The organism is Streptomyces sp. CA189 (genome assembly GCF_056428985.1).
The window spans coordinates 1-24913 of record NZ_JBWJVM010000029.1 but is presented as its reverse complement, the minus strand read 5'-3'; the positions used below and the strand labels follow the sequence as shown (position 1 = coordinate 24913).

Here is a 24913-nt window from a genome sequence, read left to right as displayed (position 1 = left end):
TGCACGGGCCTTGACGTGATCTCCGGTCATTGTCACATTCATCAGTGTCAAGTTACGGGCGCGTACGGCTACATGGACGGACGGCTGGCATGGCTGGGGACACCAGGCAACGCACGAAGCGACGCACCACGGAACTCTCCGCCGAGCTGCGCGGGTTCAAGGAGGTGCAGCGCCTCTCCTACGAATGCGCGGAGGCCGTCGCGGCGCAGCTGCGCCCCGGCGTGACCGAGCGCGAGGCCGCGCGGATGCAGCGCGACTGGCTGCGCGAGCGCGGGGTGCGGGACTGGTTCCACATGCCGTTCGCGTGGTTCGGGGACCGGACCGCCTTCACCGGCTTCAAGATCCCCCTGCAGTTCTTCCCGACGAACCGGGCCCTGGAGCCGGGGATGCCGTTCATCCTCGACATGGCCCCGGTCTACAAGGGCCACACCGCGGACATCGGGTATTCGGGCAGCCTCGGCCTCAACCCAGTGCAGGACCGGCTCATGTCCGATCTGCAGGCGCACCGCGCGCTGATCCTCGACCAGGTGCGCGAGCGCCGCTCCCTGCGCGACATCTACGAGGAGGTGGAGCGGCTGATGATCCGCCAGGGGTACACGAACCGACATCGGGCCTACCCCTTCGGGGTCATCGCGCACAAGATAGACCGGGTCAAGGAGCGGAGCTGGGCACCGACCGCGTTCGGGTTCGGCACCCAGGCCCTGAAGGGGCTGGCCTCCGATGCCCTGCGCGGCCACCGCGAGGGCTGGTCCCCACTGTGGAGCCCGTACCGCTTCTCCGACCACCCGCCGCAGCCCGGCCTGTGGGCGGTGGAGCCGCACCTGGGCTTCCGGGGCACCGGCGCGAAGTTCGAGGAGATCCTGGTCGTCACCGACTCCCGGGACCCCGAGGAGAGCGCCTACTGGCTGGACGACGATCTGCCGCACGTGCGGCGCTGGGCTGAGGAGAAGGCGGCATGAGCGCAATGACGGACGCGGGCCAGGCGGGCGCGCGGGAGCGCTGGGTGAGCACCGGCGGGGTCGAGCTGTGCGTCGTCGAACTCGGCGACGCGGACCGGCCGACCGTGGTCCTGGTGCACGGGTACCCGGACAGCAAGGAGGTCTGGTCGCAGGTCGCCGAGCGGCTGGCCTCCCACTTCCACGTCGTGCTCTACGACGTGCGGGGCCACGGGCGCTCCACCGCCCCGCAGCCGCTGCGCGGCGGGTTCACCCTGGAGAAGCTGACCGACGACTTCCTCGCGGTCGTGGACGCGGTCAGCCCGGACCGCCCGGTGCACCTGGTCGGCCACGACTGGGGCTCCGTACAGGGCTGGGAGTTCGCGACGGTCGCCCGTACCGAGGGCCGGATCGCCTCCTTCACCTCGATGTCGGGGCCCTCCCTCGACCACTTCGGGCACTGGATCAAGAAGCGGATGGCCCGGCCCACCCCGCGCCGGGCGGCCCAGCTGCTGAACCAGGGTGCCAAGTCCTGGTACGTGTACATGCTGCACACCCCCGTGCTGCCGGAGCTCGCCTGGCGCGGGCCGCTCGGCAAGCAGTGGCCGAAGATCCTTCAGCGGGTGGAGCAGGTCCCGGCCGGGGACTACCCGACGGCCTCGCTGCCTTCCGATGCCGCGCACGGCGCCTGGCTCTACCGGGACAACGTCCGGGCCCGGCTGCGCCGGCCGCGCGCCGACGCGTACGCCCACGTACCGGTGCAGCTGATCACCCCCACCGGGGACGCCTTCCTCTCCGAGCGGCTCTACGACGAGCTGGAGCTGTGGGCCCCGGACCTGGTCCGCCGCACCCTGCCGGCCAAGCACTGGGTGCCGCGGACCCGGCCCGACCAGGTGGCCGCGTGGATCACCGAGTTCGTGACCTCCCGGGAGGAGCCCGCCACGCGGGCTCCGGAGCAGAAGGCCCAGGGCCGGTACGCGGACCGCTTCGGCGGCCAACTGGTCCTGGTCACCGGGGCCGCCAGCGGCATCGGCCGGGCCACCGCCTTCGCCTTCGCCGAAGCCGGCGCCCGTGTGGTGTGCGTGGACCGGGACGCCGACGGCGCTGCCCGCACCGCCGACATGGCGCGCCTGGTCGGCTCGCCGCAGGCCTGGGGCGAGTGCGTCGACGTCAGCGACGAGCAGGCCATGGAGAAGCTCGCCGCGAAGGTCGCCTCCGAATACGGGATCGTGGACGTCCTGGTCAACAACGCCGGGATCGGCCTGTCGGGCCCCTTCCTGGACACGAGCGCCGAGGACTGGAAGAAGGTCCTCGACGTCAATCTGTGGGGGGTCATCCACGGCTGCCGGCTCTTCGGCAAGCAGATGGCCGAGCGCGGCCAGGGCGGGCACATCGTCAACACCGCCTCCGCCGCCGCCTACCTCCCGTCCAAGACGCTGCCCGCGTACAGCACCTCCAAAGCGGCCGTGCTGATGCTCAGCGAATGCCTGCGGGCCGAGCTGGCGTCGAAGTCGATCGGGGTGTCGGCGATCTGCCCCGGCATCGTCAACACCAACATCACCGCCACCTCCCGCTTCGCCGGAGTGGACGAGGCCGAGGAGAAGCGGCGCCAGCAGAAGTCCTCCCGGCTCTACGGGCTGCGCAACTTCCCGCCGGAGAAGGTCGCGGACGCGATCCTGCTCGCGGTCGTGAAGAACCAGGCCGTGGTCCCGGTGACCCCCGAGTCCAAGGGCGCCCTGTGGATGTCCCGGTTCGCACCGGGAACCCTGCGGCGGTTCGCGAAGCTGGAGCCCAAGCTGTGAGCGGGGCGGTCGCGGGCAGGGCTGCCCCGTACGCGATCGCGCCGCGCCGGGTGGCCTTCGACTGGAAGGGCACCCCGCTGCACTGGATACCGGGCGAGCCCACCGCCACCCATGTCATCAACGTGCTGCACCTGCTGCTGCCGGCCGGTGAGCGGTGGTTCGTGAAGGTCTTCAAAGAGGGCCTGCCCCTGGTCACGGACCCGAAGCTGCGCAGTGACGTGAAGGGGTTCATGGGCCAGGAGGCCACGCACAGCGTGCAGCACTCCTACGTCCTGGACCACCTCTCCGAACAGCGGCTGCCCACCGAGGCGTACACGAAGTACGTGGACTTCCTCTTCGAGAAGCTGCTGGGGGAGACCCCGCCGTTCGGTGCCCCGATCACGGCGCAGGAGTGGCTGCGCTTCCGGCTCTCGCTGGTCGCCGCGATCGAGCAGTTCACGGCGGTCCTCGGGGACTGGGTGCTCGACGCCGAGGGCCTGGACGCGGCCGGCGCGGACGAGATCATGCTCGACCTGCTGCGCTGGCACGGAGCGGAGGAGGTGGAGCACCGGTCCGTGGCCTTCGACATGTACCAGCACTGCGGGGGCACGGGCCTGCCCCGCTACGTCCGCCGCATCGAGGGCATGGCCGTGGTCGCGCCGGTCCTGGCGTGGCTGTGGATCTCGGGGGCCTCGTACCTCCTGCGCAACGACCCCGAACCGCACGGCCGGACCCGCTATTCGCTGCGCGAGCACAACCGGGCCGTGGCCAAGGGTCTGCTGCCCACTTGGAGAGAGCTCGGCATGGCCATACCCCGCTACCTGCGGCGGTCGTACCATCCCTCGCAGGAGGGCTCGCTGCGCAGGGCGGTCGAGTACCTCGCGGCTTCACCTGCCGCCCGGTCCGCTGCGGGCGCGGTCGGCCGAGCCGCCATGTCGTAGGGAGCCGGGATTGTCCGAGCAGGCAGTAGCCGAGTACCGGATCGAGGATCTGGCGCACCACAGCGGTGCGACCGTCCGCACGATCCGGGCGTACCAGGACCGCGGTCTGCTGCCGAAGCCGGAGCGGCGAGGCCGTTCCAACGTCTACCGGGACACGCACCTGGCGCGGCTGCGCCAGATCGCCGACCTGCTGGACCGCGGTTACACCCTGGCCTCCATCAAGGAACTCCTGGAGGCCTGGGACGCGGGCCGCGGGCTCGGCGGAGTCCTCGGGCTGGTGGCCGAGGTGCACGGGCCGTGGACGGACGAGGAAGCGGCCCGGATAAGCCGGGACGAGCTGAACGAGCGGTTCGGCGGCAAGCCCGACGACGAAGCGGTCGGCGAGGCGTGCGAACTGGGTGTGCTGGAGCGGATCCCGGGGCGCCCGGACCAGTTCCTCGTACCGTCCCCGCAGGAGCTGTCCGTGGCCGCCGAGCTGTACGCCGCCGGGGTCCCGCTCCCCGCGATCACCGGTCATCTGCGGGAGTTGCGCGGTCAGGTGGAGCTCATCGCCTCGCGCTTCCTGGAGTTCACCACGGAGCACGTCTTCGCCCGGTACCTGGGTGCCGCCCCTCCGACGGACTCCGACGCGGCCGAGGCGGCGACGATGGTACGGAGACTGCGGCCGTTGGCCCAGCAGACGGTGGACGCGGAACTGGCGCGGGCGATGCGCCTCTTCGCGACCCGGCACCTGCAGCGGCACCTCGGGGCCGTCGGGACCCCTCAGCCGGCCGGGCCGGCCCCGGTGGCGCTGCCCGCGGAGACCGTGCGGGCGGTGCAGGAGCTGGTGGGGCCCGACCATGTGGCGGAGTTCGTCCGGGCCGCCACGGAGCGGGAGTTGCAGGCCCGGACGATGAACGATCTGGCCAGCCGAGGCGGCCGGTAGTGCTCGCTCAGTAGTCCACAGGCCGGATCGCGCTTTTGTCGCCGAAACCGGCGCAAAGGGCTGTGGACAAGTCCGACCGGCCTGTGGGGAACCACCCCTGAGGGTCAGCCGACAGCTTGGTATGCCGGTCCGGGCGTGCTGGTTTCGGCCACCGGGCCGACGGTGGAGACGGAGGTGGTGGTGGAGTCGGAGGCGGTGGTGGAGGCGTTGGTGGAGTCGGAGCCGGTGGTGGAGGGTGCGGCGTCCGCACTGCCGACGGTGTCCGCGCTGCCCGCGGCTCCCTTGCGGGTGCTCCCGTAGACGAGGGCCGCGAGGACCAGGCCGAGGACCCCGCCGACGAACTGGGCGGCGACGAACCCCGGCAGCGACTGCGGGGCGATGCCGGTGAAGGAGTCGCTGAAGCTGCGCCCGATGGTGCCGGCCGGGTTCGCGAAGGACCCGGAGGAGGTGAACCAGATCGCGGCGGCGATGTAGGCGGCGACCGCGGCCGGGATCAGCTTCGGCCGGCCGATGCGGCCGAGGCCCTGGATCACCAGGACCAGTCCGGCGGTGGCCACGACCTCCCCGACGAGCAGGTGTCCGCCGTCGCGGACCTGGGTGGCGAAGGCCCCGGGGACGCGGCCGAACATCGCTTCCGCGAGGACCGCGCCGCCTATGGCCCCGGCGGTCTGGGCCGCCACGTAGACCAGGGCCTCCCGGCCGTCGAGGCCTTCGCCGCCCGTGCGCCGCCCCCACCAGGCCGTGAGGGTGACCACCGGGTTGAGGTGGGCGCCCGAGAGCGGCCCGAAGAGGGTGATGATCAGCCCCAGCCCGATGGCCGTGGCAAGCGAGTTGGCGACCAGGGCCACACCCGTATCGGAGGTGAGAGCGGCTGCCTGGATTCCGGATCCGATGACGACCACGAGGAGGGCGGCGGTGCCGATGAGCTCGGCGGTCGCACGCCGCGACAGAGACGCACTGTTTGTCATACTTTTCTTCCCCTTGAGTGGCTGTTCAGCGGAAAATGTATTCCGTATCTTGGAAGAGCGATAGAGGGAGTCCAGGTTCGGGAGAACGGCGAAAAATCCCTGCGCCGGACCCGGCGGAGCCGTCACGCTGGGCGAATGAATGACAAGCGCACCGTCAAGGTGTCCAAATACGTCTCGAAACACCTACGCCATCAGCCGGAACGCATCGGACTGGTGCTCGACCCCCAGGGCTGGGTGGAGATCGACGATCTTCTGAGCGCCACGGCCGCCCACGGCTTCCCCATCAGCCGGGCCGAGCTCGACCACGTGGTCGCCGCCAACGACAAGCAGCGGTTCGCCGTCGACGGCAGCCGGATCCGCGCCAGCCAGGGTCACACCGTCCCCGTGGACCTGGGCCTGCCGGAGGCCGAACCGCCCGCGTACCTCTACCACGGCACCGTCGCGGCAGCCCTGGACGCGATCCGCGCGGAGGGCCTGCGCCCGATGGCCCGCCACCACGTCCACCTGTCCCCGGACCGGGAGACCGCGACCCGCGTCGGCGCACGGCGCGGCCGGCCGGTCGTGCTCGCCGTGGACGCGGGGGCGATGCGCGCCGCGGGGCACGTGTTTCGGGTCAGCGCCAATGGGGTGTGGCTGGCGGACTCGGTGCCGCCGCAATTCCTGCGGTTCCCATAACCCGGAGATGCCCGGGAGAAGCACCGGAGATGCCCGGGAGAAGCCGGGGAGAAGATCCGGAGAAGCCCTACAGGCCCCGGAATTCACCGAGGGATTGTCAGATCATCCCCCTACGCTGTTCCTCACTCCGGGATCTGTGAGGGGGGTACCTCGCGGTCGCCGAACAACCCGTACCAGCGCGCGAGGTGACGCCCCATGACGTCCGAAGAAGCCCGAGAAACCCATCCGAACACCTTCCAGGTCGATCTGCGCGGCCTGGTCGACCTGCTCTCCCACCACCTCTACTCCAGCCCCCGCGTGTACGTCCGCGAGCTCCTCCAGAACGCCGTCGACGCGGTCACCGCCCGGCACGCCCTGGACCCCGAAGCCGAGATCGCCATCCGCCTGTCGGCGTCCGGAAACCGGGTGACCATCGAGGACAGCGGCATCGGCCTCACCGCCGACGAGGCCCACTCCCTCCTCGCCACCATCGGACGCAGCTCCAAGCGCGGGGGGCCGCACGGCCTGGAAACGACCCGCCAGGAGTTCCTCGGCCAGTTCGGCATCGGCCTGCTCGCCTGCTTCGTCGTCGCCCGCGAGATCCGCGTGGTCACCCGCTCCGCCCGCGATCCGCTGGCCGCACCCGTCGAATGGCTGGCCACGGACGACGGCTCGTACACCGTCCGCGAACTGCCCTCCGACGCCCGCCCGGAGCCCGGCACCACCGTCGTCCTGGAGGCCCGCCCCGGCGCCGAGGAGTGGACCGTCCCGGCCAAGGTCGAGCAACTGGCCCGCGACTACGGCTCCCTGCTGCCCTACGACATCACCTTCGACGACGGCTCAGCCGCCGGCCCCCGCCCGATCACCGACCGGCCCGCCGTCTGGGACCGCCCCTTCCCCACCCCCGCGGCCCGCCGCGTCGCGCTCGCCGGGCACTGCGCGCAGCTCTTCGGTTTCACCCCGCTCGACAGCATCGACCTCGACCTGCCCGTGGCCGGAGTGCGCGGAGTCGCGTACGTCCTGCCCGAGCCCACCAGCCCCGCCCACCGGTCCGGACACCGCGTCCACCTCAAGGGCATGCTGCTGACCGACAAGGCCGACAACCTGCTGCCCGACTGGGCGTTCTTCGTCCGCGCCGTCCTGGACACCGACACGCTGCGGCCCACCGCCTCCCGCGAGAACCTGTACGACGACGAGACCCTGGCCGCCGTGCGCGAGGCCCTCGGCGCCCGCGTCCGCGCCTGGCTCGCCGAGCTCGCCACGAGCGAACCCGAGCGGCTGGCCGCCTTCCTGAGCGTCCACCACCTCGGGGTGAAATCGCTGGCCCGGCACGACGCCGAACTGCTCGGACTGATGCTGCCCTGGCTCCCCTTCGAGACCAGCGACGGCTCGATGAACCTGGAGGAGTTCGCCGCCGCGCATACCGAGATCCACTTCACCCGGACCGTGGAGGAGTTCCGCCAGATCGCCCCGATCGCGGCGGCCCACGGCCTCGGAGTCATCAACGCCGGCTACACCTACGACGCCGACCTACTGGCCCTGCTGCCCTCCGTACGCCCGGAGCTCAAGGTCACCGAGCTCGACGCGGGAGCCGTCACGGAGCGGCTCGATCCGGTCCCGACCTCCGCCGAACTGGCCCTGGCCCCCTTCCTGGCCACCGCCCGGACCCGGCTGGAACCCCAGAGCTGCGACGTCGTCCTGCGCGCCTTCCAGCCCGCCGCCGTCCCCGCGCTCTACCTCGACGACCGCCAGGCCCGTCAGGAGCGCGACCGCACCGCCGCCCTGGAGACCGCCGACTCGCTGTGGAGCGGCATCCTCGGTTCGCTGCGCGGCTCCGCCCCGCGCGCCCGCCTCGTGCTCAACCACAACAACCCGCTCATCCGCCGGATCGCCGCCCTCCCCGACCAGGACCTGACCGCCACCGCCGTCGAATCGCTGTACGGCCAGGCCCTGCTGAGGTCGCAGCGGCCCCTGCGCGCGGCCGACACCACCCTGCTCAACCGGGCCTTCCTGGGACTCCTGGAATGGGCGACTCACTCCGTCAACAGCACGGACAGCACCACCGGTACCGGCAGCACCGACACCCAGGAGGAGCAGAAGTGAGCACGCTGACGCGCGAGGAGATCGAGCGCGGACTGGCCGAGAACCGCCAGGCTCCGGGCGGGACCGCACGCAACGCGCACGCCGAGGCGCTGTCCGCCGCCGCCGAAGCGACCGGGGACCGCCCGCTGTTCCGTGCGGCACTGGACAACCTGATCAACGCCTATCTGTACAGCTCAGAGTCGCCGAAGATGCTCGTCCCCTTCGCCCGGCTGCTCCAGGAGTACGACAAGGACCCCGGCGCCTTCGACGAGTGGGACGCCCACTCGCTGTTCTGGCAGTTCAAGTGGATCGCCAGTGCCATCGGCAACTCCCCCGAGATCCCGCTGGAGTCGGCCGTCGGCTGGCTGGACGAGATGGAGCGGCGCTACCGGATCGCCGGCTACAGCGAGCGTCCCGTGCGCGAGGCCGAGCTGTGGCTCGCCGACGCGACCGGCGACGACGAGCGGGCCGGACGCGCGTACGCGAAGTGGCAGGCCGCCGACCGCGACGACATGAGCGACTGCCACGCCTGCGAACTGAACAGCCAGGGCCACTACGCCATGCTGCGCGGTGACGACGCCGAGGCCCTGGGCCGCTGGCAGCCGGTGCTGTCCGGCGAGCAGACCTGCGCCGAGGAGCCCCACCGGATCCTGGCCACCTCGCTGCTGCCGCTGGCGCGGCTCGGCCGGTTCGACGAGGCCCGCTCGGCGCATCTGCGCGGATACCGGCTGGCCCGGTCCAAGGAGAGCCTGCTGCCCTCGGTGGGGCGGCACATCGAGTTCTGCGCGCTCACCGGGAACGAGTCCCGGGGCCTGGAGATCCTGGCCGAGCACGCGGCGCACGTGGCCCCGCTCGCCAACCACGCCGACCGGTTGGCCTTCCACGGCGGAATCCTCGTCCTGCTGCGCCGGCTCACGGAGCTGGGGCACGGCCAGAGCCCCGCCGTCCCCTACGAGGGCAGCCCGCGCACCGTGTCCGAGCTGTACGAGGTGCTGCGCGCGGGCTCGCTCGACATCGCCCGCCGCTTCGACGCGCGCAACGGCTCCACCCGGGTCTCGGAGCGGTTCCTCGCGCGGATCGGCCGGGCCCCGCTGACCGCGGGGCTGCCGCTGGGCGTACGGAGCTCCGCGCTCGCGGCGCTCCCGCAGCCGGGCCCCGCCCCGGCGCCCGTGGCGGCTCCGGCCGAGGGCTTCGCGGAACTCGTGGAACGGGCCCGGGCGGCCCGCGACCTCGGGCACCCCGGCGCGGACGCGCTCTGGGAGGAGGTGGCCCTGCGCCCCGAGGCGGCGGCCGGGTCCGATCCGCTGGCCGCCGCCGATGTGGCGGACCACCGGGCCCTGGCGGCCGCTCGGGCCGGCGCCGTCGACGCCGCGGAGCTGCTGGCCGGCGTACGCGAGCGCTACCGGGAGCTGGGGCTCGCGGAGCGCGCGGCTCTGGCCGAGCTGCGGCTGGCGGCCGTGGCCGCGCAGTCGGGCACCGAGGCGGGGGAGCTGCGCGAGCTGCTGGCCGCGGCCCTGCGCGCCGCCGAGGCGCTGGACGCGGACGAGCCGCTGCGGACCCGGCGGATCGCGTTCGCGGAACTGACCGGGATCCGCGTGGAGTCGTACCTGCGCTCGGCCGAGGCCACCGAGGACCCCGAACACGGGCACGGCGACGGGCACGGGCACGGCCACGATCCGGAGGACGGCCACGGCCACGATCCGGAGGACGGCCACGGCCACGACGAGCTGGTCGCCGAACTCGCCGCCTTCGCCGAGGCCTACGCCGCGTCCCTGCCCGACGTGGTGGCGGAGGCCGAGGAGATGCTGGGCCGGCTCGCCCTCTCGCAGGGCGACCCGGAACGCGCCCTGACGCTGCTCGCCGGGTCCGCCGACCGCTCGGTGGCGGCGGGCCGGCCGTGGCTCGCCGTGGACCCGCTCGTGCTGCGGGCCGGCGTGCTCATGTCGCTGGACCGCGCGGCGGAGGCCGAGGAGTCGGCCCGAGCCGGGCTGGCGCACGCCGCCGAGGTGACCGGCGCCGAGGCGCAGGCCGTCGTACGACTCACCCTCGCCGACATCCTGCTGGGGCGCGGCGAGGCCGATGCGGAGGCCGCACGGCACGCTCTGGAGGCGGCGCACTGGTTCGACCAGGCCGGGCTCGCCGCCGACGGCGGGGCCCAGGCGCGGCTGCTGCTCGCCCGGTGCCAGGCCCGTGAGGGCCACACCGCCGAGGCGGCCGAGGTACTGCAGTCGACGCTGCCGGACCTGCTGGAGCACGGCGAGGGCCAGGCCGTCTCCGTACGGGAGTTCCTGGGCGACCTGCTACGCGAACTGCGCGACCCCCGGGGCGCCGCCGAGCAGTACCTGCTGGCGGCGGAGCTCTCCGAGGACTGGGAAGACCCGCGCCCGCAGGCGGGCTTCGCCCAGGCCGCCGCCGATCAGCTCTCCGAAACGGGGCTGGTTCCGGAGGCCGTCGCGGCGTACGAACGGGCCCTCGGACTGCGCCGGCGGTCGAAGGACGCGCCGGTCGCCGAGGTACGGATCCTGCGGTCGCTGGCCTGGCTGGGGCTGCGCGAAGAGGTCACCGACGCGGCGGTGGCGGGGGCTCGGGCCCTGATGGACCAGGCGGCCGAGGTGCTGACCGCCGCGCTGGCGGACGCCCCCGGGGATGTTGAGGTCCGGGCCGAACTGGCCGAGACCTGGAACCAGCTCGCCCAGGTCCTCGACCGCCGGGTCCGCGCCGACGAGGAGTCGGACGAGGAAGGCCGTCAAGGAGAGGACGGCCAGGAGGAAAGCCGGGGTTCAGGGTCCGCCGAGCCGCTGGGCGCGGCGGAGCTGGAGGCGCTGCGGCTGGAGGAGGTCCTGCTGTGGGAGCGGGCCGCCGCCCTCCACGCGGAGCTCGGCCCGGACCACCTGCAGGCCCGGTTCCAGTGCGTGAACAACGCCGCCTGGACCGAGCACGAGCTGGGCCGGCCCGAAGCCGGCGCCGCCCGGGTCTCGGCGCTGGCGGCCGAGGTCCGCGCGCTGCCCGAGGGCGTGGCCCCGGAGTGGCTTCTGGAGAGCGCCGAACGCACCACGGAACACCTGCTGCGCACCTCGTCCTGAGGCGGCGCGCTGCCGTCGCTCCGAACCCCCGGGGCGACGGCAGCGACGGCAGCGGCAGCGATTCAGCTCAGCTCAGCTCATCTCAGCCCAGCTGGGCGAGCGCCTCGGTGGCGATCTGCTCGAAGACGCCCTGGTCGGCGGCGAAGTCGGAGTCGGGGATAGGCCAGTGGATCACGAGCTCGGTGAAGCCGAGCTCCTGGTGACGGCCGGCGAAGTCGACGAAGGCCGCCACTGACTCCAGCGGCCGTCCCCGGTCCGGGGTGAAGCCCGTGAGCAGGACCTTGTCCAGCTCGGCCACCTCCCGGCCGGTCTCCGCACACGCCTTGCCGAGCTTCTCGACCTGGCCGCGCAGCGCCTGCACCGACTGCTCCGGGGTCCCCTCGTCGAAGATCTTCGGGTCGCCGGTCGTCACCCACGCCTGTCCGTAGCGCGCGGCGAGCTTCAGTCCGCGCGGGCCGGTCGCGGCGACGGCGAAGGGCAGCCGGGGCCGCTGGACGCACCCGGGGATGTTGAAGGCCTCCTCCGCCGAGTAGAAGGTGCCCCGGTCCGAGACGGAGTCCTCGGTGAGCAGCCGGTCGAGCAGCGGCAGGAACTCCCCGAACCGGTCGGCGCGCTCCTTGGGGGTCCACGGCTGCTCCTGGCCCAGCACGGTGGCGTCGAAGCCGTTGCCGCCGGCCCCGATGCCGAGCGTGATCCGTCCACCCGAGATGTCGTCGAGGGAGATCAGCTCCTTGGCGAGCGTCACCGGGTGGCGGAAGTTCGGCGAGCCCAAGGCTTGCTCATACCATCGGTACATGCCCCGTCCCAAACACCGCGAACCGACTATCACCCCAGGTGAACCGGCCGCCCTGTACTGCCGAATATCCCAGGCTGACGATGACGACCAGACCGGCGTCGACCGGCAGGAACGCATCTGCCGGGAGATCGCCGAACGGCGCGGTCTGACCATCGACCCCGCCCATGTCTTCGTCGACAACAGCCGCTCCGCCTGGCGCCGCAACCGCAAGCGCCCCGGCTGGGACCAGCTTCTCGAACGCGCCCGGCGCCGGGAGTTCCGGCACATCATTGCGTACCACCCCGACCGGCTCATGCGGCAGCCTCGCGACCTGGAGGAGCTGCTCCAGGTCTCCGACGAGCACGAGGTCGTGCTGCACGGCGAGGCGAACCGCCGGAACCTCTCCGACCCCGACGACCGCTTCATCCTCCGGATCGAGGTCGCCCACGCCTGCCGCTCGTCCGACGACACCTCCCGGCGGCTGAAGTCCGCCCTGGCGGATCGGGCCGAGACTGGCATGCCGCACTCGGGCAAACGGCGCTTCGGGTACGAGCCCGACGGCATGACCATCAAGGAGGACGAGGCCGAGATCGTCCGGGAGGTCTTCGACCGCTACCTCAAGGGCCAGAGCCCGGTGTCCGTCGCCCTCGTGCTGTACAAGCGCGGCATCAAGACGGTGTACGGCAAGGAGTGGACCCAGGGAACGGTCCGGGCCCTGCTCGACTCCCGCCATGTGGCGGGCATCCGCATGCACCAGGGCAAGGAGGTCGGGCCGGGGAAGTGGCCCGCCATCATCGACGCCGGCACCTGGTCGGAGGTCCGCGCCCGCCGCGAGTACCGGTCGGCGATCCATCAGGCCAATCTGGAACTGCGCCGCTTCTACCTGCTGCGCGGTCTGGTCATGTGCAAGCGCTGCGGCACCCTCATGTCCGGCACGAAGGTCGGCGCCGTGCCCTCGTACCTGTGCACGCGCAGGAGCCGCAACGGCGACAAGAAGTGCGTCCGCCGGATCGCCGCCGTGAAGCTGGAGCAGTTCGTCACCGAGGCAGCGATCGACCTGCTCGGCAGACTCACCGTGTCCGGGCAGCTCGCCTCGGCCGCATTGCCGAACGCGATGACCGAGTCCCTGGAGGCCGACCAGCAGCAGCTCACCGAACTGAACCAGATGTGGGCCGCCAAGGAGATGTCGACCGCGGAGTACCGCACGATGCGGAAGGAGATCACCGACCGCATCGCCAAGGCCCAGCGGCGGATGGTCGTACGGCCAATGAAGCTGCTCGACGGACTGACCGGGCCAGGAGCCAAGGCTGCCTGGGAGGCCGAAGCGATGCCGGACGAGCGGCGCAACGCGGTGCTCCGTTTCCTCTTCTCCGGCGTGGTCATCGATGCGTCGGGGAAGCCGAGCGGGGTCTTCGACTGGGATCGGATCGCCATCGAGCAGAACCCGCTGTAGGCGGCTGCCGGCCACTCCGGGAACTGGGGTGGCTGGGGGCGGGGAGGGCGGAACATAGCCGACGATCCCCGGTCAGCCAAACCGGGGATTTTCCGGATAGTAGGTGGGGCCACGCGGGGCCGGCCTACCGGTCCGCCTCGCTCGGTGCGCGCTGCCCTGGGTGTTGGAGCACCTGGGGATCCAACGGCGCATCCGACCGACCGCCCATGAACACCGGCGGTGCCGAGCCTGCCAGTTCGGTACCGCCAGCGAGGAATCCGCGCATGCAGCAGCAGCCTCCTTCTGACCCTCCGTTGTCTTCCCATCCCGACCGCTGGCCGAGCCGCCGGCAGGTTCCGGTGACGGCGCGGGAGCAGGCCCTGGCCCGGGTCTGTGAGGGATTTAGGACGACGATCAGCCCGCACAGTGCCGCGCGGCTGGCCGACCTGATGACGGCCCCCGTGTACGTGATCGCCGCGTAGAGGGCCAGGTCAGTGCGGTACCGAGTGAGGAGAGGAGCTGTCCGCATGGGCCTGCCGGGCGACGGACAAGACGGCGGAATGTATCCGTGGAAGCGGGATTTCGATAATCCCGGATTCTGCGGAAACGTGGTCCTGCATCGCCGAGGGGACCGGCCCGTCCCGCTGGCGTGCGGAACGCGAGGCCCTGGGTGTTGGAGCACCTGGGAGCGCCGTGTGTGACCGACCGCCCATTGATCGACGGACTGTGGGGGGCCTGCCAGCCCCGCACGGTCGGCAAGGACCTGCCCGTGTCTGTGCTGCCCTGCCCCCGCACGACTGCGACCAGCCCGCCGCCCCGCCCTTGCGCGGCCCAGGAGGCTGCGAGGGCCCGCGCTCTGGCGCGTGTCTGCGCGGGCTTCGCCACGACGATCAGCGCGCACAGCGCGGCGCGGCTGGCCGACCTGATGTCGGCCACGACCTATGTGAAGGCCGCGTAGGTCGTGGCCGCTGATATGGGAGCGGCCCCCTGGTGTTGGAGCACCAAAGGGCCGTAGTGACTCCCAGATGACCGCCCATAAACGATCTGTCCCGGTGCCAGGGCCTGCCAGCCCTGTACGGCACCAAGTGAGGAAGTTCTGTGTCCCAGGGTACGACCCTGCGCTCTGAAACCGCATCCCCGCAGACCAGCGCCGCACAGGCGTCTGGCTGGCGTGATCTGCCCGCGCCGCCGCATGACGTCGAGGCGGAGCAGGCGGTGCTGGGTGCCTGCATGTTCCACAGCGCGGTCATCGACGCGGTCCGCCAGGTACTAGAGCCGGGCGACTTCTACCGGCCCGCGCACACCACCATCTGGCACGCGCTGCTGGAGCTGCGGAAACAGCAGGCGCCCACCGACGCGATCGCGCTGACCCACCAGCTGAGGGCGACGGGCGATCTGACGCGCGTCGGTGGCCCTTCCTACCTGCACGCGCTGGCCTCCACGTCGACGGGCGCTGGCGAGTACTACGCCGACATCGTGCGCCACCACGCCGACCTGAGGGGCCTGCAGGCAACCGCGGTCAGGGTCCTCCAGGGCGCCACCGCACCCGGAGCCGACCCCGCCGAGGTTCGCGGGCTGCTGAGTGCCTCGCTGAACGACGCCGCCGACCGCGCTCGCCAAAGCTCGGGCGGACGGCTTCAGCGCTACGCCCGGGACGGCTGGTCCTTCGTCACCGACACCCCGGCCGGCGCCACCCCCTTGTGGGGCACTGCGGGCAAGACGGCCTGGGCGTCGGGCGAGAGCCTAATGCTGGTCGGCCCGCCCGGCGTGGGGAAGTCCACCATCGCCCAGCAGATCGTCCTGGCCCGCCTCGGCCTGCTCAGTACGGTGCTGGAGATGCCGGTCCAGGAAGGCGAGAAGGTCCTCTACATCGCGGCGGACCGGCCCAGCCAGCTCGCCCGCGCCTTCAACCGCATCGTGCACCAGCCCGACCGGGACATCCTGCGCGAGCGCCTGGTCTTCTGGACGGGGCCGCTGCCCGCCTCGCTCAACACAGAGCCCCAGCTCCTCGCGGAGCTGGCCGCCGAGCACGGCGCGGACACCGTCGTGATCGACAGCCTCAAGGACGTGGTCGGCAAACTCACCGACGACGAGGCCGGCCTCGCCTACAACAATGCCCGCCAGCAGCTGCTGCGCGACGGTGTCGAGCTGCTGGAGCTGCACCACCAGCGCAAGCAGAGCGCCGATGCCTCCCGCACGCAGCGCCCGGTGCTGGACCAGGTCTACGGTTCGGCCTGGTTCACCGCCGGCGCCGGAAGCGTCCTCTTCCTCAGCGGCGCGGCGGGCGACCCGGTGGTCCACCTCCACCAGCTCAAGACCGTCGACGAGGAGATCGGCCCGTTCCCGGTCCTCCACGACCACGCCCGCGGCCTCTCCCACGTCGACACCAGCCTCGACCCGCTCACCCTGCTGCGCCAAGCAGGCCCGCACGGGCTGACCGCCCGCCAGCTCGCCGCGCAGACGACCGGGGAGGCCAAGCCCAGCCCGGCGGACATCGCCAAGGCCCGGCGCCGCCTGGAGACCCTGGCCAAGAGCGGCCACGCCGCCCAGGAGACCGGCGCGGGCGGCGGCACCGGAGGCGGGCAGGCCACCCGCTGGCAGGCCACCACCCGCCATATGGCCGCCGTGTCCTGACCCCGAAATCCGCGTACGCGCCCCCGTAAGCGCACCGGCCGACCAAAGACCCCTACGGGCCGCCTCCACCGCGTACGAATTCCACAAAGTCGCAGTTCAAGCGTCTACGCGCCGCTGTACGGCCCTTACTTGCCCCAGCGCCTACGCGCGGCCCCCTCCTTAAAGAGGGGGCCGCGTAAGCGCCCCGCCGTGACCGCCCATGTCTTCCGCCTCCTTCCGCACTCCGGAGACCCCTGCATGCCCTCTATCGCCTTCATGCCGCCGGCTGCCCAGCCCGGCAGCACCCCGCTCCTGCCCGACTGGATCACCTCCCCCGTATCTGCGGCGGCACTGCTTGTGCTGCTGGTGCTGCTCGCTCTGTTCGCCGCGTGGATGATCCGGCAGCAGCGCCGGCAGCCGTCCGGTGTCAGCCGGTGGCGCGGGACCATCGCCGTGCGGGTCGCTGCCGTGGCCGCACTCGGCTGTACCGCTTACAGCGCGGACACCAGCTGGCGGTTCGCCGCGGACTACCTGGACATGGGCAGCACTGTCGAGCGTGCCTTCATGTTCGCGATCGCCGAGCTGGCCCTGTTCGCCACCGCGTTGATGGCACGCCAGAACCTGAACGGGCCGACGCGGGCGCCGGGCCTGCCCGGTGTCCTGGTGTGGGTGATCACCGCAGTGCAGATCATCCCCGCCTACGCCGAGTTCGGGCTCGTCGGTGGCACCGTACGGGCCCTGGTCGGCCCGGTCATGGCAGCGATGCTGTGGCACCTGGCCATGGGCATCGAACTGCGCCACCGCACCCCCGAGGCCGCCTCGCGCAGCCTGGCCGCGGTCCTTGTCAGGCAGGCGCGCGAGCGCCTGCTGGCGTGGTTGGGCATCGCCGACCAGGACGCGGATGCCACCCGCCTCATCCGGGAGCGCGCACTGAGCGAAGCGGTCGCCTTGATCTTCCGTGCTGAGGCGATGACCGACCGGCAGCGCGGCAAGCGACGCGGGCGACGCTTGGCCGATCGCCTGCACCAGGCCTTGGAGCGGGCCGACGTGGATGGTGATCCGCTCCAGGACGAGCTGCTGCTGCGCAAGCTCGCCACCCGCAAACAGGCCCTCGGCCTCGCCTCCCTCACCCTCCCACCACGCTGGCACACCCCGACCTCGTACACCGCCCGCAACATGGGGCCCAGCCGCCCGCCCGTCTGTTCCCCGGAGGAACAGAAGGCGATGCACCACCCGCACCCGTCGCACCCGTCGGATGCGGGCAGCGAAGACGCCCACCGAGCAGCCCACCCGGAACCACCACAACAGGCAGCGGAGACCGCCCGCCCGCACCCGTCAGAGCCGGGCGGCGACCGGCCGCCCCCGACAGCCCGCCCGCAACCTGCCCGCCCGGCCCCAGGGCTGCCCTCGCGAGCGGGGTCCGGGGTCCGCCCGCCCGACGCCAACCCGCCGCCCACGGGCGACATCCCTGGCCCCTCGCCGGGCAGGCACAAGCGAAAACGGGCGGCCCGGAAGAAACAGGAGGACCGCAAACCCCGCGCCACCGAAGAGGTCGTCCTCGGCTTCACCCGCCGCGTGTACGCGGAGACCGGAAGTGTCTCCCGCGACCGGGTGGAGACCGCCATACGCGCCGCCGGCTACACCGTCGCCAGCGACGACGTCGGACGGACCGTCCGCGCCTTCAAGAACCAGCCCAAGGCCCAATCCGAGGCCGCGCCCCGCACGACCTCTGCCAGCACCACCTGACCGGCCAGGCCACGCCAACCCACTCGAGATCCACGCACACCACGAAGGGCCAACGCATGCACGACTACCCGCACCAACTCCCCACACCTTCGGGCCAGATACCCCCCATCGCAGCCCAGGTCCGGGCAGCAAGTTGTACCCAGAGCATTGCTCCCGTTGGGAGCAATGCTCTGGGCTTCCCCGCCCCAGGGGTGGCGGGGGAGGATCGGCACCAGGGGGCGCCGGTCCTTCGGGATGCGGCCGAGGGCGGACCGCACCCGGGCAGGGACGGACAGCACACCTGCCACACCACTCGCTGCACGCACGCCGTGCCGACGACATCCCACGTGCGCCAGCGTGAACGCCTGCGCGCCGAGAACAAGCGCATCCACCAGCCCAGCTGCCGCATGAACGACGACGAGTACCAGCTTCTCGTCCACGCGGCCTCTGCCTGCCGCATGAGCGTCGCCGGCTTCCTCGCCCATGCGTCTCTGAAGGCCGCGCGCGATCTTGACCGCACCGAAGCCGAGATTGCCACCCGCCGGGAGATCGTCAGCGAGCTGTTCGCGCTGCGCCGGGCCCTCGGCCCGATCGGCAAGAACCTGAACCAGGTCGCCACCGTCCTGAACTCCGGAGCCGACGCCCCGCACGCCCGGGCGGTCCTCGACGCGGTCCAGCGGACCGCCCAGCGGGTGGAGGACTTCACCCAGCGCTACCTGGAGCCGGAGGCTCCCACCGGATGATCCCCCGCGTCCACAAGATGGGCAGCCGCACCATCGGCCTGATCCGCTACCTCTACGGACCCGGCGCCCACGAAGAGCACACCGACCCCCACCTCGTCGCCGCCTGGGACGGCCTCGTCCCCGACCCCGGCCGTGACCCAGCCGCCACTTACGAGGACCTGCAAAAGCTCCTCGACCAGCCCGTCGAAGCCCTGCCCAAGTCGCGGCGCCCCACCGAGCACGTGTGGCACCTGTCCGTACGTGCCGCGCCCGAGGACCCGATCCTCACCGACGAGCAGTGGGGTGACATTGCCCGCCGGATGGTCGCCGCCACAGGCATGGCCCCCGAGGGCGACACTGCCGCCTGCCGCTGGGCAGCCGTCAGGCACGCCGACGACCACATCCACATCATCGCCACCACCGTCCGCGAGGACGGCCGCCGACCCCGCCGCCACAACGAAGCCAAACGCTCCCAGGCCGAAGCCCGTCTCATCGAAGCCGACTACGGCCTGCGCTGCCTCAGCACCGGTGACGGAACCGCCGCCCAGCGTCCCACCAGCGCCGAACGCCACAAAGCCGACCGCAACCAGCGGGAACGCACCCCGAGGGAGGAACTACGCGAGACCGTCCGCCGTGCCGTGGCCGGCGCCCGGGTCGAGGAGGAGTTCTTCGACCGCCTCGCCTCTGCCGGCCTCCTTGTACGGCAGCGGAAGGCGCCGTCCGGGGATGTCCTCGGCTACACCGTCGCCCTGCCCGACGACCGCAACAAGAACGGCGAACCCGTCTACTTCTCCGGGTCGAAGCTCGCACCGGACCTCTCCCTGCCCCGCATGCGCGAACGCTGGACCACCCCGGCGGAGACCGCCGACGACAGCAGCGACCAGGACCGTCCTACCCTGCCGCCGGTGACCGGCCCCGCGTTCGCACGACGCCGCGCCACCACTGCCGCCTGGCAGGCGCTGCTCGTCATCGACAACGGCGACGACGACGGCCTGATCGCGGGGCAGATCGCAGCCACGGGGGAGGTGCTCGACGCGCTCGCCAAGTCCTCCGCCGCGCACACCCGAAAGGAGCTGCGGGACGCGGCCTCCTCGTTCGAGCGGGCCACCCGGTCCCATGTGAGAGCCGCTCGCGGGCATGACCGCGCCCTGCGGCAGGCTGCCCGGGACCTCGTCCACAGCGGACCGGCCCTCGGCCGCGGAGAAGACGGCGCCACCACGGCCATGCTCATCGACATGGCGTTCTTCCTCGCCATCGCGGCGGCGAACTGGCATGGCAAGAAGCACCACGCCCAGCAGGCCGAAGCCGCGCGGAAGGCCGCCGAGCACCTGCGCGCCGCCTACCAGGCCGCCGCAGCACACCCCATAGCCGTGCTCCGCCAGCGAGGCCGCGTCCTGCCCCAACCCTTACAGCACCGGCACGCGGCCATTCTGCGCCAGGTGGTCCCCGACCTCGCCGAACAGGTCCTGGCCGAGCCCGGCTGGCCCGCGCTGGCAGCCACCCTCGCCGACACCCACGCCGCTGGCCACGATCCGACCACCCTGCTCACCGAAGCCACCCGGCACCGGGAACTGGACAGCGCCACCTCGGTCAGCGACGTCCTCACCTGGCGCCTGCGCCGCCTCGCCCACCTGCCCGCCGACCCCGGAAACGTCCACGCCACACCCACCCGAGGCAAGCACGGGACCCTGCCCTCGGCACCGGCGCAACCCGCGAACAGGGCAGCGAACGAAGCCACTCGTCGGCGCTGATCACAGCGATCCGACAAGGGACACCACCTGGCTGACGGGCTCGACCACCCATGGCCAGGGCAGCCGTCACCCGCTCAGCAGCCAACCCACCCCGGCGGGAAAGCCCTTCGCACCCGCAGCCCATGCCCCTAACCCAAGGCGCACCCCTATGCCCCGAGCACCACCCACAGACACCGCCCCGAACCGCTCAGCACCGCAGACCGATCACACGACCCCACAGAAGGAACCCACCCGTGCCCCAGCCTTCCATCCGCCCCGACGTCGTCGTTCTCTTCACCGACGTCGACTGGGACGGCCACCTCGACGACCCCACGCGCCCCTACCATCGCGACGGGCGTCCCTTCACCCACGCCGAGCACCTCCTGCTCAACACCATCACCCCGGAAGAGCAGGCCGCCGGGCTGGCGCAGTTGCGACGTGAAGCCGACTGGCTGCGCGACATCGACGCAAAGCGGCAGGTCTTCGTCGACCTGCTCCTGAAGTACCTCGCCAAGCTCCCCGAGGGCTCCGTGGTCGACGACGCCATCGACATCATGACCGACGAGGACTACGCCGAGTACGAGCGCCTGCTCCCCATCGTCACCGCGGAAGACACCCTCGAATACTTCGCCGAACACGCAGAGGACTACTGAGGTTTTCGGGTTGTCGTCGGGTGGTGACGGGTCGTGATCCCTGCGGTATGCCGGTGGTATACGTTATCCGGAGGGTGGGGGCCTGACTGCTGAGCGTCGGGCGTTTCGTGAGGGGATCCGGCTCGATGCCGGTGTGCGGTTTGTGGTGGGTGAGAAGACCGTGGGTGATCGCGAAGGATCTGCGGGTGAGTGTCCGATCGGTGGAACGCTGGCGCCGTGCCTGGCGCGAGGGCGGTATGGAGGCCCTTCGCTCGAGTGGGCCGGCGAACTGCCCGACCGTGACCGACGCCCAGTTCGCCGTTCTCGAGGACGAGCTCGGCAAGGGCCCGTCAGCACACGGTTTCAAGGATGAGCGGTGGACCCTGGTCCGCGTCCAGGCGGTGATCCGCCGCCGTTTGTGTTTGACGCTGTCGGTGGCGACGGTCTGGCGGCTGCTGAAACGGCACGGCTGGTCCTGGCAGGCGCCCGCCCGCAGAGCACTCGAACGCGACGAGGACTCCGTCGAGCTGTGGAAGAAGGAGGTGTGGCCGCGGGTAAAAGCGTCGCGGCGGCCCACGGGGGCTGGATCGTCTTCGAGGACGAGGCCGGATTCTCCATGACGCCGCCCCGCGCCCGCACCTGGGGCCGGCGCGGACACACCCCCGTCATCCGCGTCCGCGGCCGCTCCCGCCGCAGGACCTCGGTCGCCGCACTGTGCTGCTACAAACCCGGCGAACCGGCCCGTCTCATCTACCGGCCCCGCGCCCATCTCCTCCTCAAGGGCGCACGCAAAAGCTTCTCCTGGAAGGACTACCGCGACCTCCTGGTGCGGGCGCACATCCAGCTCGGAGGACCGATCGTGGTGGTCTGGGACAACCTCAACACCCACCTCGCAGCCGGGCTGAAACGCTATGAGGCCGAGCATGACTGGCTCACCACCGTCCGCCTCCCGCCCTACGCCCCTGACCTGAACCCCGTCGAGACCTTCTGGTCACTGGTACGCCGAGCGATGGCCAACACCGCCTTCGACACACCCGACGACCTCGACCGCGTACTGCGACGCGAGTTACGCAAGATTCAGCTTCGGCCTCGCCTGATCGACGGCTGCCTCACCTCCACCGGCCTGGCCATCAACCCGCTGACCCCACCCTGAGAACCTCAGTAGTAAGGCCCCGTGGGCCATTGAGAGCGCCCTGCCTCCTCCCGCGAAACCCTTCCTTCCAAGGGCAGCAGAAATCCGTGGACGGACCCGCGGAAGATCACGTACCGTGTGGCTCCACGCCCTGAGATGAACGGAAGGAGGCGAGTGCCGTGTGGTTCACACCTTTCCAGCGCTCCCTCTTCCAGCATCCCGGCGTGGTTTCTCAGTTCTGACCGGGGGCGCTCCAAGCAGCCTGTATCCCGGAGGAATCCATGACCAATCTGGTCATCCGTGCGCTCTCCGCGAGCGACGCACATCTCTTTGACGCACTTCCCGACCCCCTGGGCGCCCGTGAGGGTCACCGGCGTACTCGGTTCCGCCCCCACTGGAAGCGCGTCGCCCTGCGCGATGGCGAAGTCGTTGCACGCGGCGCGTGGTGGGGCGGCCCCGACGACTCGGAGCCCGTCAACATCAACTGGTTCGACGTGGCCGAGGGGGAGGAGGAGGCCGGAGCCGAACTCCTGCGCTCCGCTCCCTGGCAGGTCGAACTCGAGATCAACGTGCCCAGCGGCTGGCGGGACGACCCCGAACTGCGGGCCGGCGCCGAGACGCGCTTCGCCGCCGCACGAGCCGCTGGGTACGAACTCCTGGTGGAACGCTTCCTGTACCGCTGGACCCCGGAGCAAGGTCTGCCCGAGCGGCCCGGACGCCTGCGCTTCAGCGCCGAACCCGACGACGCCGTGTTCTTCGACGCGTTTCGCCGCATCCATTCCGTCACCCTGGACGCCCACGCGCTCAGGGCCATCGAGGAGGGCGGTCTCGACCAGGCCGCCCAGGAGGAACTCGACTTCCTCCACTGGTGCCCCTCCCCACGGGAGTGGTGGCAGATCGCGCACACGCCCGAGGGCGACCTGGCCGGCATCCACATACCGGCCCACAACCCCTCCGGCCCGACCATCGGCTTCATCGGAGTCCTGCCGGAGCAGCGCGGTCACGGCTACGCCTACGACCTCCTCGCGGAGTGCACCCACCTCCTCGTCGAGCAGGGCGCGGAGGTCGTCACCGGATCGACCGACCAGGGCAACTTCCCCATGGCCGCGAACTTCACCAAGGCCGGCTTCCCCGTCATCAAGGAACGCATCAACTTCCACTCAGCGGGCCAGGAGGCCTAGCGAGGAGTAGCACCCGGTGCGAGCGGTCCGGTCCGAGGGCAGGTCCGGACCGCTTGCCAGTGCCCGGTGGCAGGCTGGCTGGCAGGGGATCGACAGCGGGCTCGATTACCGCGGTCTTCTCACCCGCCGTGAACCTCTTGACGGACTGAAGCCGGATCCCCTCACGAAATGCCCGAATCTCAGAGGTCAGCCCCCAACCCTCCGGATATCTCACCCCACCGTCATACCGAAGGGACCATGAACCGTCACTGCCCGACGCCGAACAGAAAACCTCAGTAACGGCCACACGCCAACGAGCTCACGGTCCAGCCGCGGCCGCCGACGGAGTGCTGCGACTGGTCGAACAGGCGCACTGGGCGGAGGGCTCGGCGGAGGTGGTCGCACGGGACCGGGCGGCCGGGCGCCGCGCGCCCACCACCGCCGAGATCACCCGGAGCCTGACCCAGGCGGCGACATCATCCGCGCCGTCGCAAAGCGTGTCGCCCCCGGCGTCGGGGACCGACGGAACAGCCAGTAAAACGTCAGCGGGGCTCCCCGCCCACAAGACGGGAAGCCCCACCTGCCTGCGCCGGTCAACCGGCCATGGACGCCACAACCAGCGCAACGGCCGCACCGCACAGCAGCACCGCAAGCGGCCATGCCAGCCGGCCGCGCCCGGTACGCCTGCGCCACAGCACCAGCCACAGCGCACACGCCCCCACGAGCACAACCGTCACACCGCTCAGCTCGCCGTTCCGCCACGCCACCTGTACGGCATCACGGTTAGCACCCCATACAAGGAGCGCAACGAGGACGCCCACGGTCAGCACACACACCGCTTCCAGCAGCCTGCTCATACGGCGCCTTTCGTCTTCGGCGTGTCCGTCAGGTCAGTGCGCGGGCGGAACGGACGGCTTGACCTCGGCGGTCTCCGTCTTGCGGCCTTCTGCGTCCGTGCTGGTGGACCGCTTCTCCTCGGCCCGGGGGCCGGCCACGGGCGCCTGGGGCGCACCGGACTGCTTCATCTCGACGCGCGTCTCTCCTCTACGCGCAACCCGTCACCAGCATCGTCCGCCTCACGGTCGACGACGTCCTCGACGACGGCGCCACCGTCACCGTCCGGCTGGGAGATCCGCCGTCCCCGCTGCCGGAGCCCGTCGCTGGCCTTATGCGGGCACATCCAGTCCCGCCAGCACCTGCCCTACACCAGCAGCAGCAGAAGCTCACAGTCGCTCTTCCCCGGCCGCCAGCCCGGACAGCCCATGAACCCGGTCAGCCTCCAAGTCCACCTGCGAGAGATCGGCATCCCGCCGCAGCGCGGCAGGACCTCCGCGATCCGACGACTCGTCCTCCAGGCCCCGGCCCCCGTCATCGCGAAGGCACTCGGTTACCGCGACAAGACCGCCACCCGACTGGTCACCGAAGCCGGAGGAACCTGGGCCCGATACGCCCCCGGCGACCACTCACGGTGACGCTGACGGCGGTCAGTAGATACTGGCTCTGTCGCGAGTTCCGTGACTACCCCGTTGTTGATTGTCCTCTGACAGGCGATCTTGACCGATTGACAGGCGATATTGACCGGCTCTCAGCCCCTGAGTGCTCTGATGTGCCATCGAGCAAGGG

Annotated in this window: 20 protein-coding genes and 3 pseudogenes; 18 read left to right on the top strand and 5 right to left on the bottom strand. The window is 71.3% G+C overall.

Translation table 11 applies throughout. The features are described 5' to 3' along the window. Positions 1-89: 89 nt before the first annotated feature. From AC061S_RS21820 to AC061S_RS21805, 4 genes are read left to right on the top strand one after another with little or no spacing between them, the layout of a single operon-like run. Complete coding sequence (locus AC061S_RS21820) at positions 90-959, top strand: M24 family metallopeptidase (protein ID WP_478687630.1); 870 nt, start codon at positions 90-92, stop codon at positions 957-959. Between the two features lie 5 nt (positions 960-964). Next, positions 965-2737: an SDR family oxidoreductase gene (locus tag AC061S_RS21815; RefSeq protein WP_478687684.1), complete on the top strand. Its 1773-nt coding sequence runs from the start codon at positions 965-967 to the stop codon at positions 2735-2737. Further along, entirely contained in the window at positions 2734-3657 is a 924-nt protein-coding gene (locus AC061S_RS21810) for a metal-dependent hydrolase (protein ID WP_478687629.1), read from the top strand. The genes AC061S_RS21815 and AC061S_RS21810 overlap by 4 nt, the downstream gene beginning before the upstream one ends. Before the next feature lie 10 nt (positions 3658-3667). Next, on the top strand, positions 3668-4582 hold the full coding sequence (locus AC061S_RS21805) for a MerR family transcriptional regulator (protein ID WP_478687628.1): 915 nt from the start codon (positions 3668-3670) through the stop codon (positions 4580-4582). A 104-nt stretch (positions 4583-4686) separates the two neighbouring features. Here AC061S_RS21805 and AC061S_RS21800 read toward each other — a convergent pair whose 3' ends face one another. Continuing rightward, positions 4687-5550 (bottom strand): aquaporin, encoded by an 864-nt coding sequence (locus tag AC061S_RS21800; RefSeq protein WP_478687627.1) that lies wholly within the window; start codon positions 5548-5550, stop codon positions 4687-4689. Positions 5551-5685: 135 nt separating this feature from the next. Between AC061S_RS21800 and AC061S_RS21795 the strand changes: the two genes are divergently transcribed. The 3 genes from AC061S_RS21795 (at position 5686) to AC061S_RS21785 (ending at position 11369) form a co-directional block, all read left to right on the top strand. Further along, a complete protein-coding gene (locus AC061S_RS21795; RefSeq protein ID WP_478687626.1) occupies positions 5686-6225 on the top strand; it encodes an RNA 2'-phosphotransferase in 540 nt (179 codons plus the stop codon). A 195-nt stretch (positions 6226-6420) separates the two neighbouring features. Beyond that, positions 6421-8307 carry an HSP90 family protein gene (locus AC061S_RS21790; RefSeq protein ID WP_478687625.1) on the top strand — a complete coding sequence of 629 codons (1887 nt, stop codon included), beginning with the start codon at positions 6421-6423 and terminating at the stop codon, positions 8305-8307. Beyond that, positions 8304-11369, top strand: coding sequence for a tetratricopeptide repeat protein (locus AC061S_RS21785; protein ID WP_478687624.1), 3066 nt, complete (start codon positions 8304-8306; stop codon positions 11367-11369). Before AC061S_RS21790 ends, AC061S_RS21785 begins: the two co-directional genes overlap by 4 nt. Positions 11370-11451: 82 nt before the next feature. Here AC061S_RS21785 and AC061S_RS21780 read toward each other — a convergent pair. After that, positions 11452-12135: pseudogene (locus AC061S_RS21780) on the bottom strand (LLM class flavin-dependent oxidoreductase); the annotation flags it as partial. Positions 12136-12163: 28 nt separating this feature from the next. Here AC061S_RS21780 and AC061S_RS21775 point away from each other — a divergent pair. The 10 genes and pseudogenes from AC061S_RS21775 to AC061S_RS21730 all read left to right on the top strand — a co-directional run bounded on the left by AC061S_RS21775 (position 12164) and on the right by AC061S_RS21730 (position 23311). Beyond that, positions 12164-13597 (top strand): recombinase family protein, encoded by a 1434-nt coding sequence (locus tag AC061S_RS21775; protein ID WP_478687623.1) that lies wholly within the window; start codon positions 12164-12166, stop codon positions 13595-13597. Positions 13598-13860: 263 nt separating this feature from the next. Next, entirely contained in the window at positions 13861-14058 is a 198-nt protein-coding gene (locus AC061S_RS21770; protein ID WP_478687622.1) for a hypothetical protein, read from the top strand. Positions 14059-14273: 215 nt separating this feature from the next. Then, positions 14274-14534, top strand: a complete 261-nt coding sequence (locus tag AC061S_RS21765) for a hypothetical protein (RefSeq protein ID WP_478687621.1) — start codon at positions 14274-14276, stop codon at positions 14532-14534. A 140-nt stretch (positions 14535-14674) separates the two neighbouring features. Next, positions 14675-16210, top strand: a complete 1536-nt coding sequence (locus tag AC061S_RS21760) for a DnaB-like helicase N-terminal domain-containing protein (protein WP_478687620.1) — start codon at positions 14675-14677, stop codon at positions 16208-16210. Positions 16211-16447: 237 nt separating this feature from the next. Continuing rightward, positions 16448-17935 (top strand): hypothetical protein, encoded by a 1488-nt coding sequence (locus tag AC061S_RS21755; protein ID WP_478687619.1) that lies wholly within the window; start codon positions 16448-16450, stop codon positions 17933-17935. A 326-nt stretch (positions 17936-18261) separates the two neighbouring features. Then, complete coding sequence (locus tag AC061S_RS21750) at positions 18262-18657, top strand: plasmid mobilization protein (RefSeq protein WP_478687618.1); 396 nt, start codon at positions 18262-18264, stop codon at positions 18655-18657. After that, positions 18654-20387 carry a relaxase/mobilization nuclease domain-containing protein gene (locus AC061S_RS21745; RefSeq protein WP_478687617.1) on the top strand — a complete coding sequence of 578 codons (1734 nt, stop codon included), beginning with the start codon at positions 18654-18656 and terminating at the stop codon, positions 20385-20387. The genes AC061S_RS21750 and AC061S_RS21745 overlap by 4 nt, the downstream gene beginning before the upstream one ends. A 233-nt stretch (positions 20388-20620) precedes the next feature. Then, positions 20621-21019, top strand: a complete 399-nt coding sequence (locus tag AC061S_RS21740; RefSeq protein ID WP_478687616.1) for a hypothetical protein — start codon at positions 20621-20623, stop codon at positions 21017-21019. A 58-nt stretch (positions 21020-21077) separates the two neighbouring features. After that, a pseudogene (locus AC061S_RS21735) lies at positions 21078-22151 on the top strand (IS630 family transposase). Between the two features lie 260 nt (positions 22152-22411). Then, entirely contained in the window at positions 22412-23311 is a 900-nt protein-coding gene (locus AC061S_RS21730; RefSeq protein WP_478687615.1) for a GNAT family N-acetyltransferase, read from the top strand. Positions 23312-23414: 103 nt separating this feature from the next. Here AC061S_RS21730 and AC061S_RS21725 read toward each other — a convergent pair. From AC061S_RS21725 to AC061S_RS21715, 3 genes and pseudogenes are all read right to left on the bottom strand, one after another. Next, positions 23415-23525, bottom strand: a pseudogene (locus AC061S_RS21725) (IS630 family transposase); the annotation flags it as partial. Between the two features lie 358 nt (positions 23526-23883). Beyond that, on the bottom strand, positions 23884-24147 hold the full coding sequence (locus AC061S_RS21720; RefSeq protein WP_478687614.1) for a hypothetical protein: 264 nt from the start codon (positions 24145-24147) through the stop codon (positions 23884-23886). A gap of 33 nt (positions 24148-24180) precedes the next feature. Beyond that, positions 24181-24315 carry a hypothetical protein gene (locus tag AC061S_RS21715; RefSeq protein WP_478687613.1) on the bottom strand — a complete coding sequence of 45 codons (135 nt, stop codon included), beginning with the start codon at positions 24313-24315 and terminating at the stop codon, positions 24181-24183. Between the two features lie 237 nt (positions 24316-24552). Here AC061S_RS21715 and AC061S_RS21710 point away from each other — a divergent pair, with 237 nt between their 5' ends. Then, complete coding sequence (locus tag AC061S_RS21710; RefSeq protein WP_478687612.1) at positions 24553-24762, top strand: hypothetical protein; 210 nt, start codon at positions 24553-24555, stop codon at positions 24760-24762. Positions 24763-24913 lie beyond the last annotated feature (151 nt).

What these genes read in the sequence shown, in the direction of transcription:
- AC061S_RS21820 (WP_478687630.1), top strand. Translation starts at nt 90, where the DNA reads ATGGCTGGGGACACCAGGCAACGCACGAAGCGACGCACCACGGAACTC.
- AC061S_RS21815 (WP_478687684.1), top strand. Translation starts at nt 965, where the DNA reads ATGACGGACGCGGGCCAGGCGGGCGCGCGGGAGCGCTGGGTGAGCACC.
- AC061S_RS21800 (WP_478687627.1), bottom strand. Translation starts at nt 5,550, where the DNA reads ATGACAAACAGTGCGTCTCTGTCGCGGCGTGCGACCGCCGAGCTCATC.
- AC061S_RS21795 (WP_478687626.1), top strand. Translation starts at nt 5,686, where the DNA reads ATGAATGACAAGCGCACCGTCAAGGTGTCCAAATACGTCTCGAAACAC.
- AC061S_RS21790 (WP_478687625.1), top strand. Translation starts at nt 6,421, where the DNA reads ATGACGTCCGAAGAAGCCCGAGAAACCCATCCGAACACCTTCCAGGTC.
- AC061S_RS21775 (WP_478687623.1), top strand. Translation starts at nt 12,164, where the DNA reads ATGCCCCGTCCCAAACACCGCGAACCGACTATCACCCCAGGTGAACCG.
- AC061S_RS21770 (WP_478687622.1), top strand. Translation starts at nt 13,861, where the DNA reads ATGCAGCAGCAGCCTCCTTCTGACCCTCCGTTGTCTTCCCATCCCGAC.
- AC061S_RS21755 (WP_478687619.1), top strand. Translation starts at nt 16,448, where the DNA reads ATGCCCTCTATCGCCTTCATGCCGCCGGCTGCCCAGCCCGGCAGCACC.
- AC061S_RS21745 (WP_478687617.1), top strand. Translation starts at nt 18,654, where the DNA reads ATGATCCCCCGCGTCCACAAGATGGGCAGCCGCACCATCGGCCTGATC.
- AC061S_RS21730 (WP_478687615.1), top strand. Translation starts at nt 22,412, where the DNA reads ATGACCAATCTGGTCATCCGTGCGCTCTCCGCGAGCGACGCACATCTC.
- AC061S_RS21720 (WP_478687614.1), bottom strand. Translation starts at nt 24,147, where the DNA reads ATGAGCAGGCTGCTGGAAGCGGTGTGTGTGCTGACCGTGGGCGTCCTC.
- AC061S_RS21715 (WP_478687613.1), bottom strand. Translation starts at nt 24,315, where the DNA reads ATGAAGCAGTCCGGTGCGCCCCAGGCGCCCGTGGCCGGCCCCCGGGCC.
- AC061S_RS21710 (WP_478687612.1), top strand. Translation starts at nt 24,553, where the DNA reads ATGAACCCGGTCAGCCTCCAAGTCCACCTGCGAGAGATCGGCATCCCG.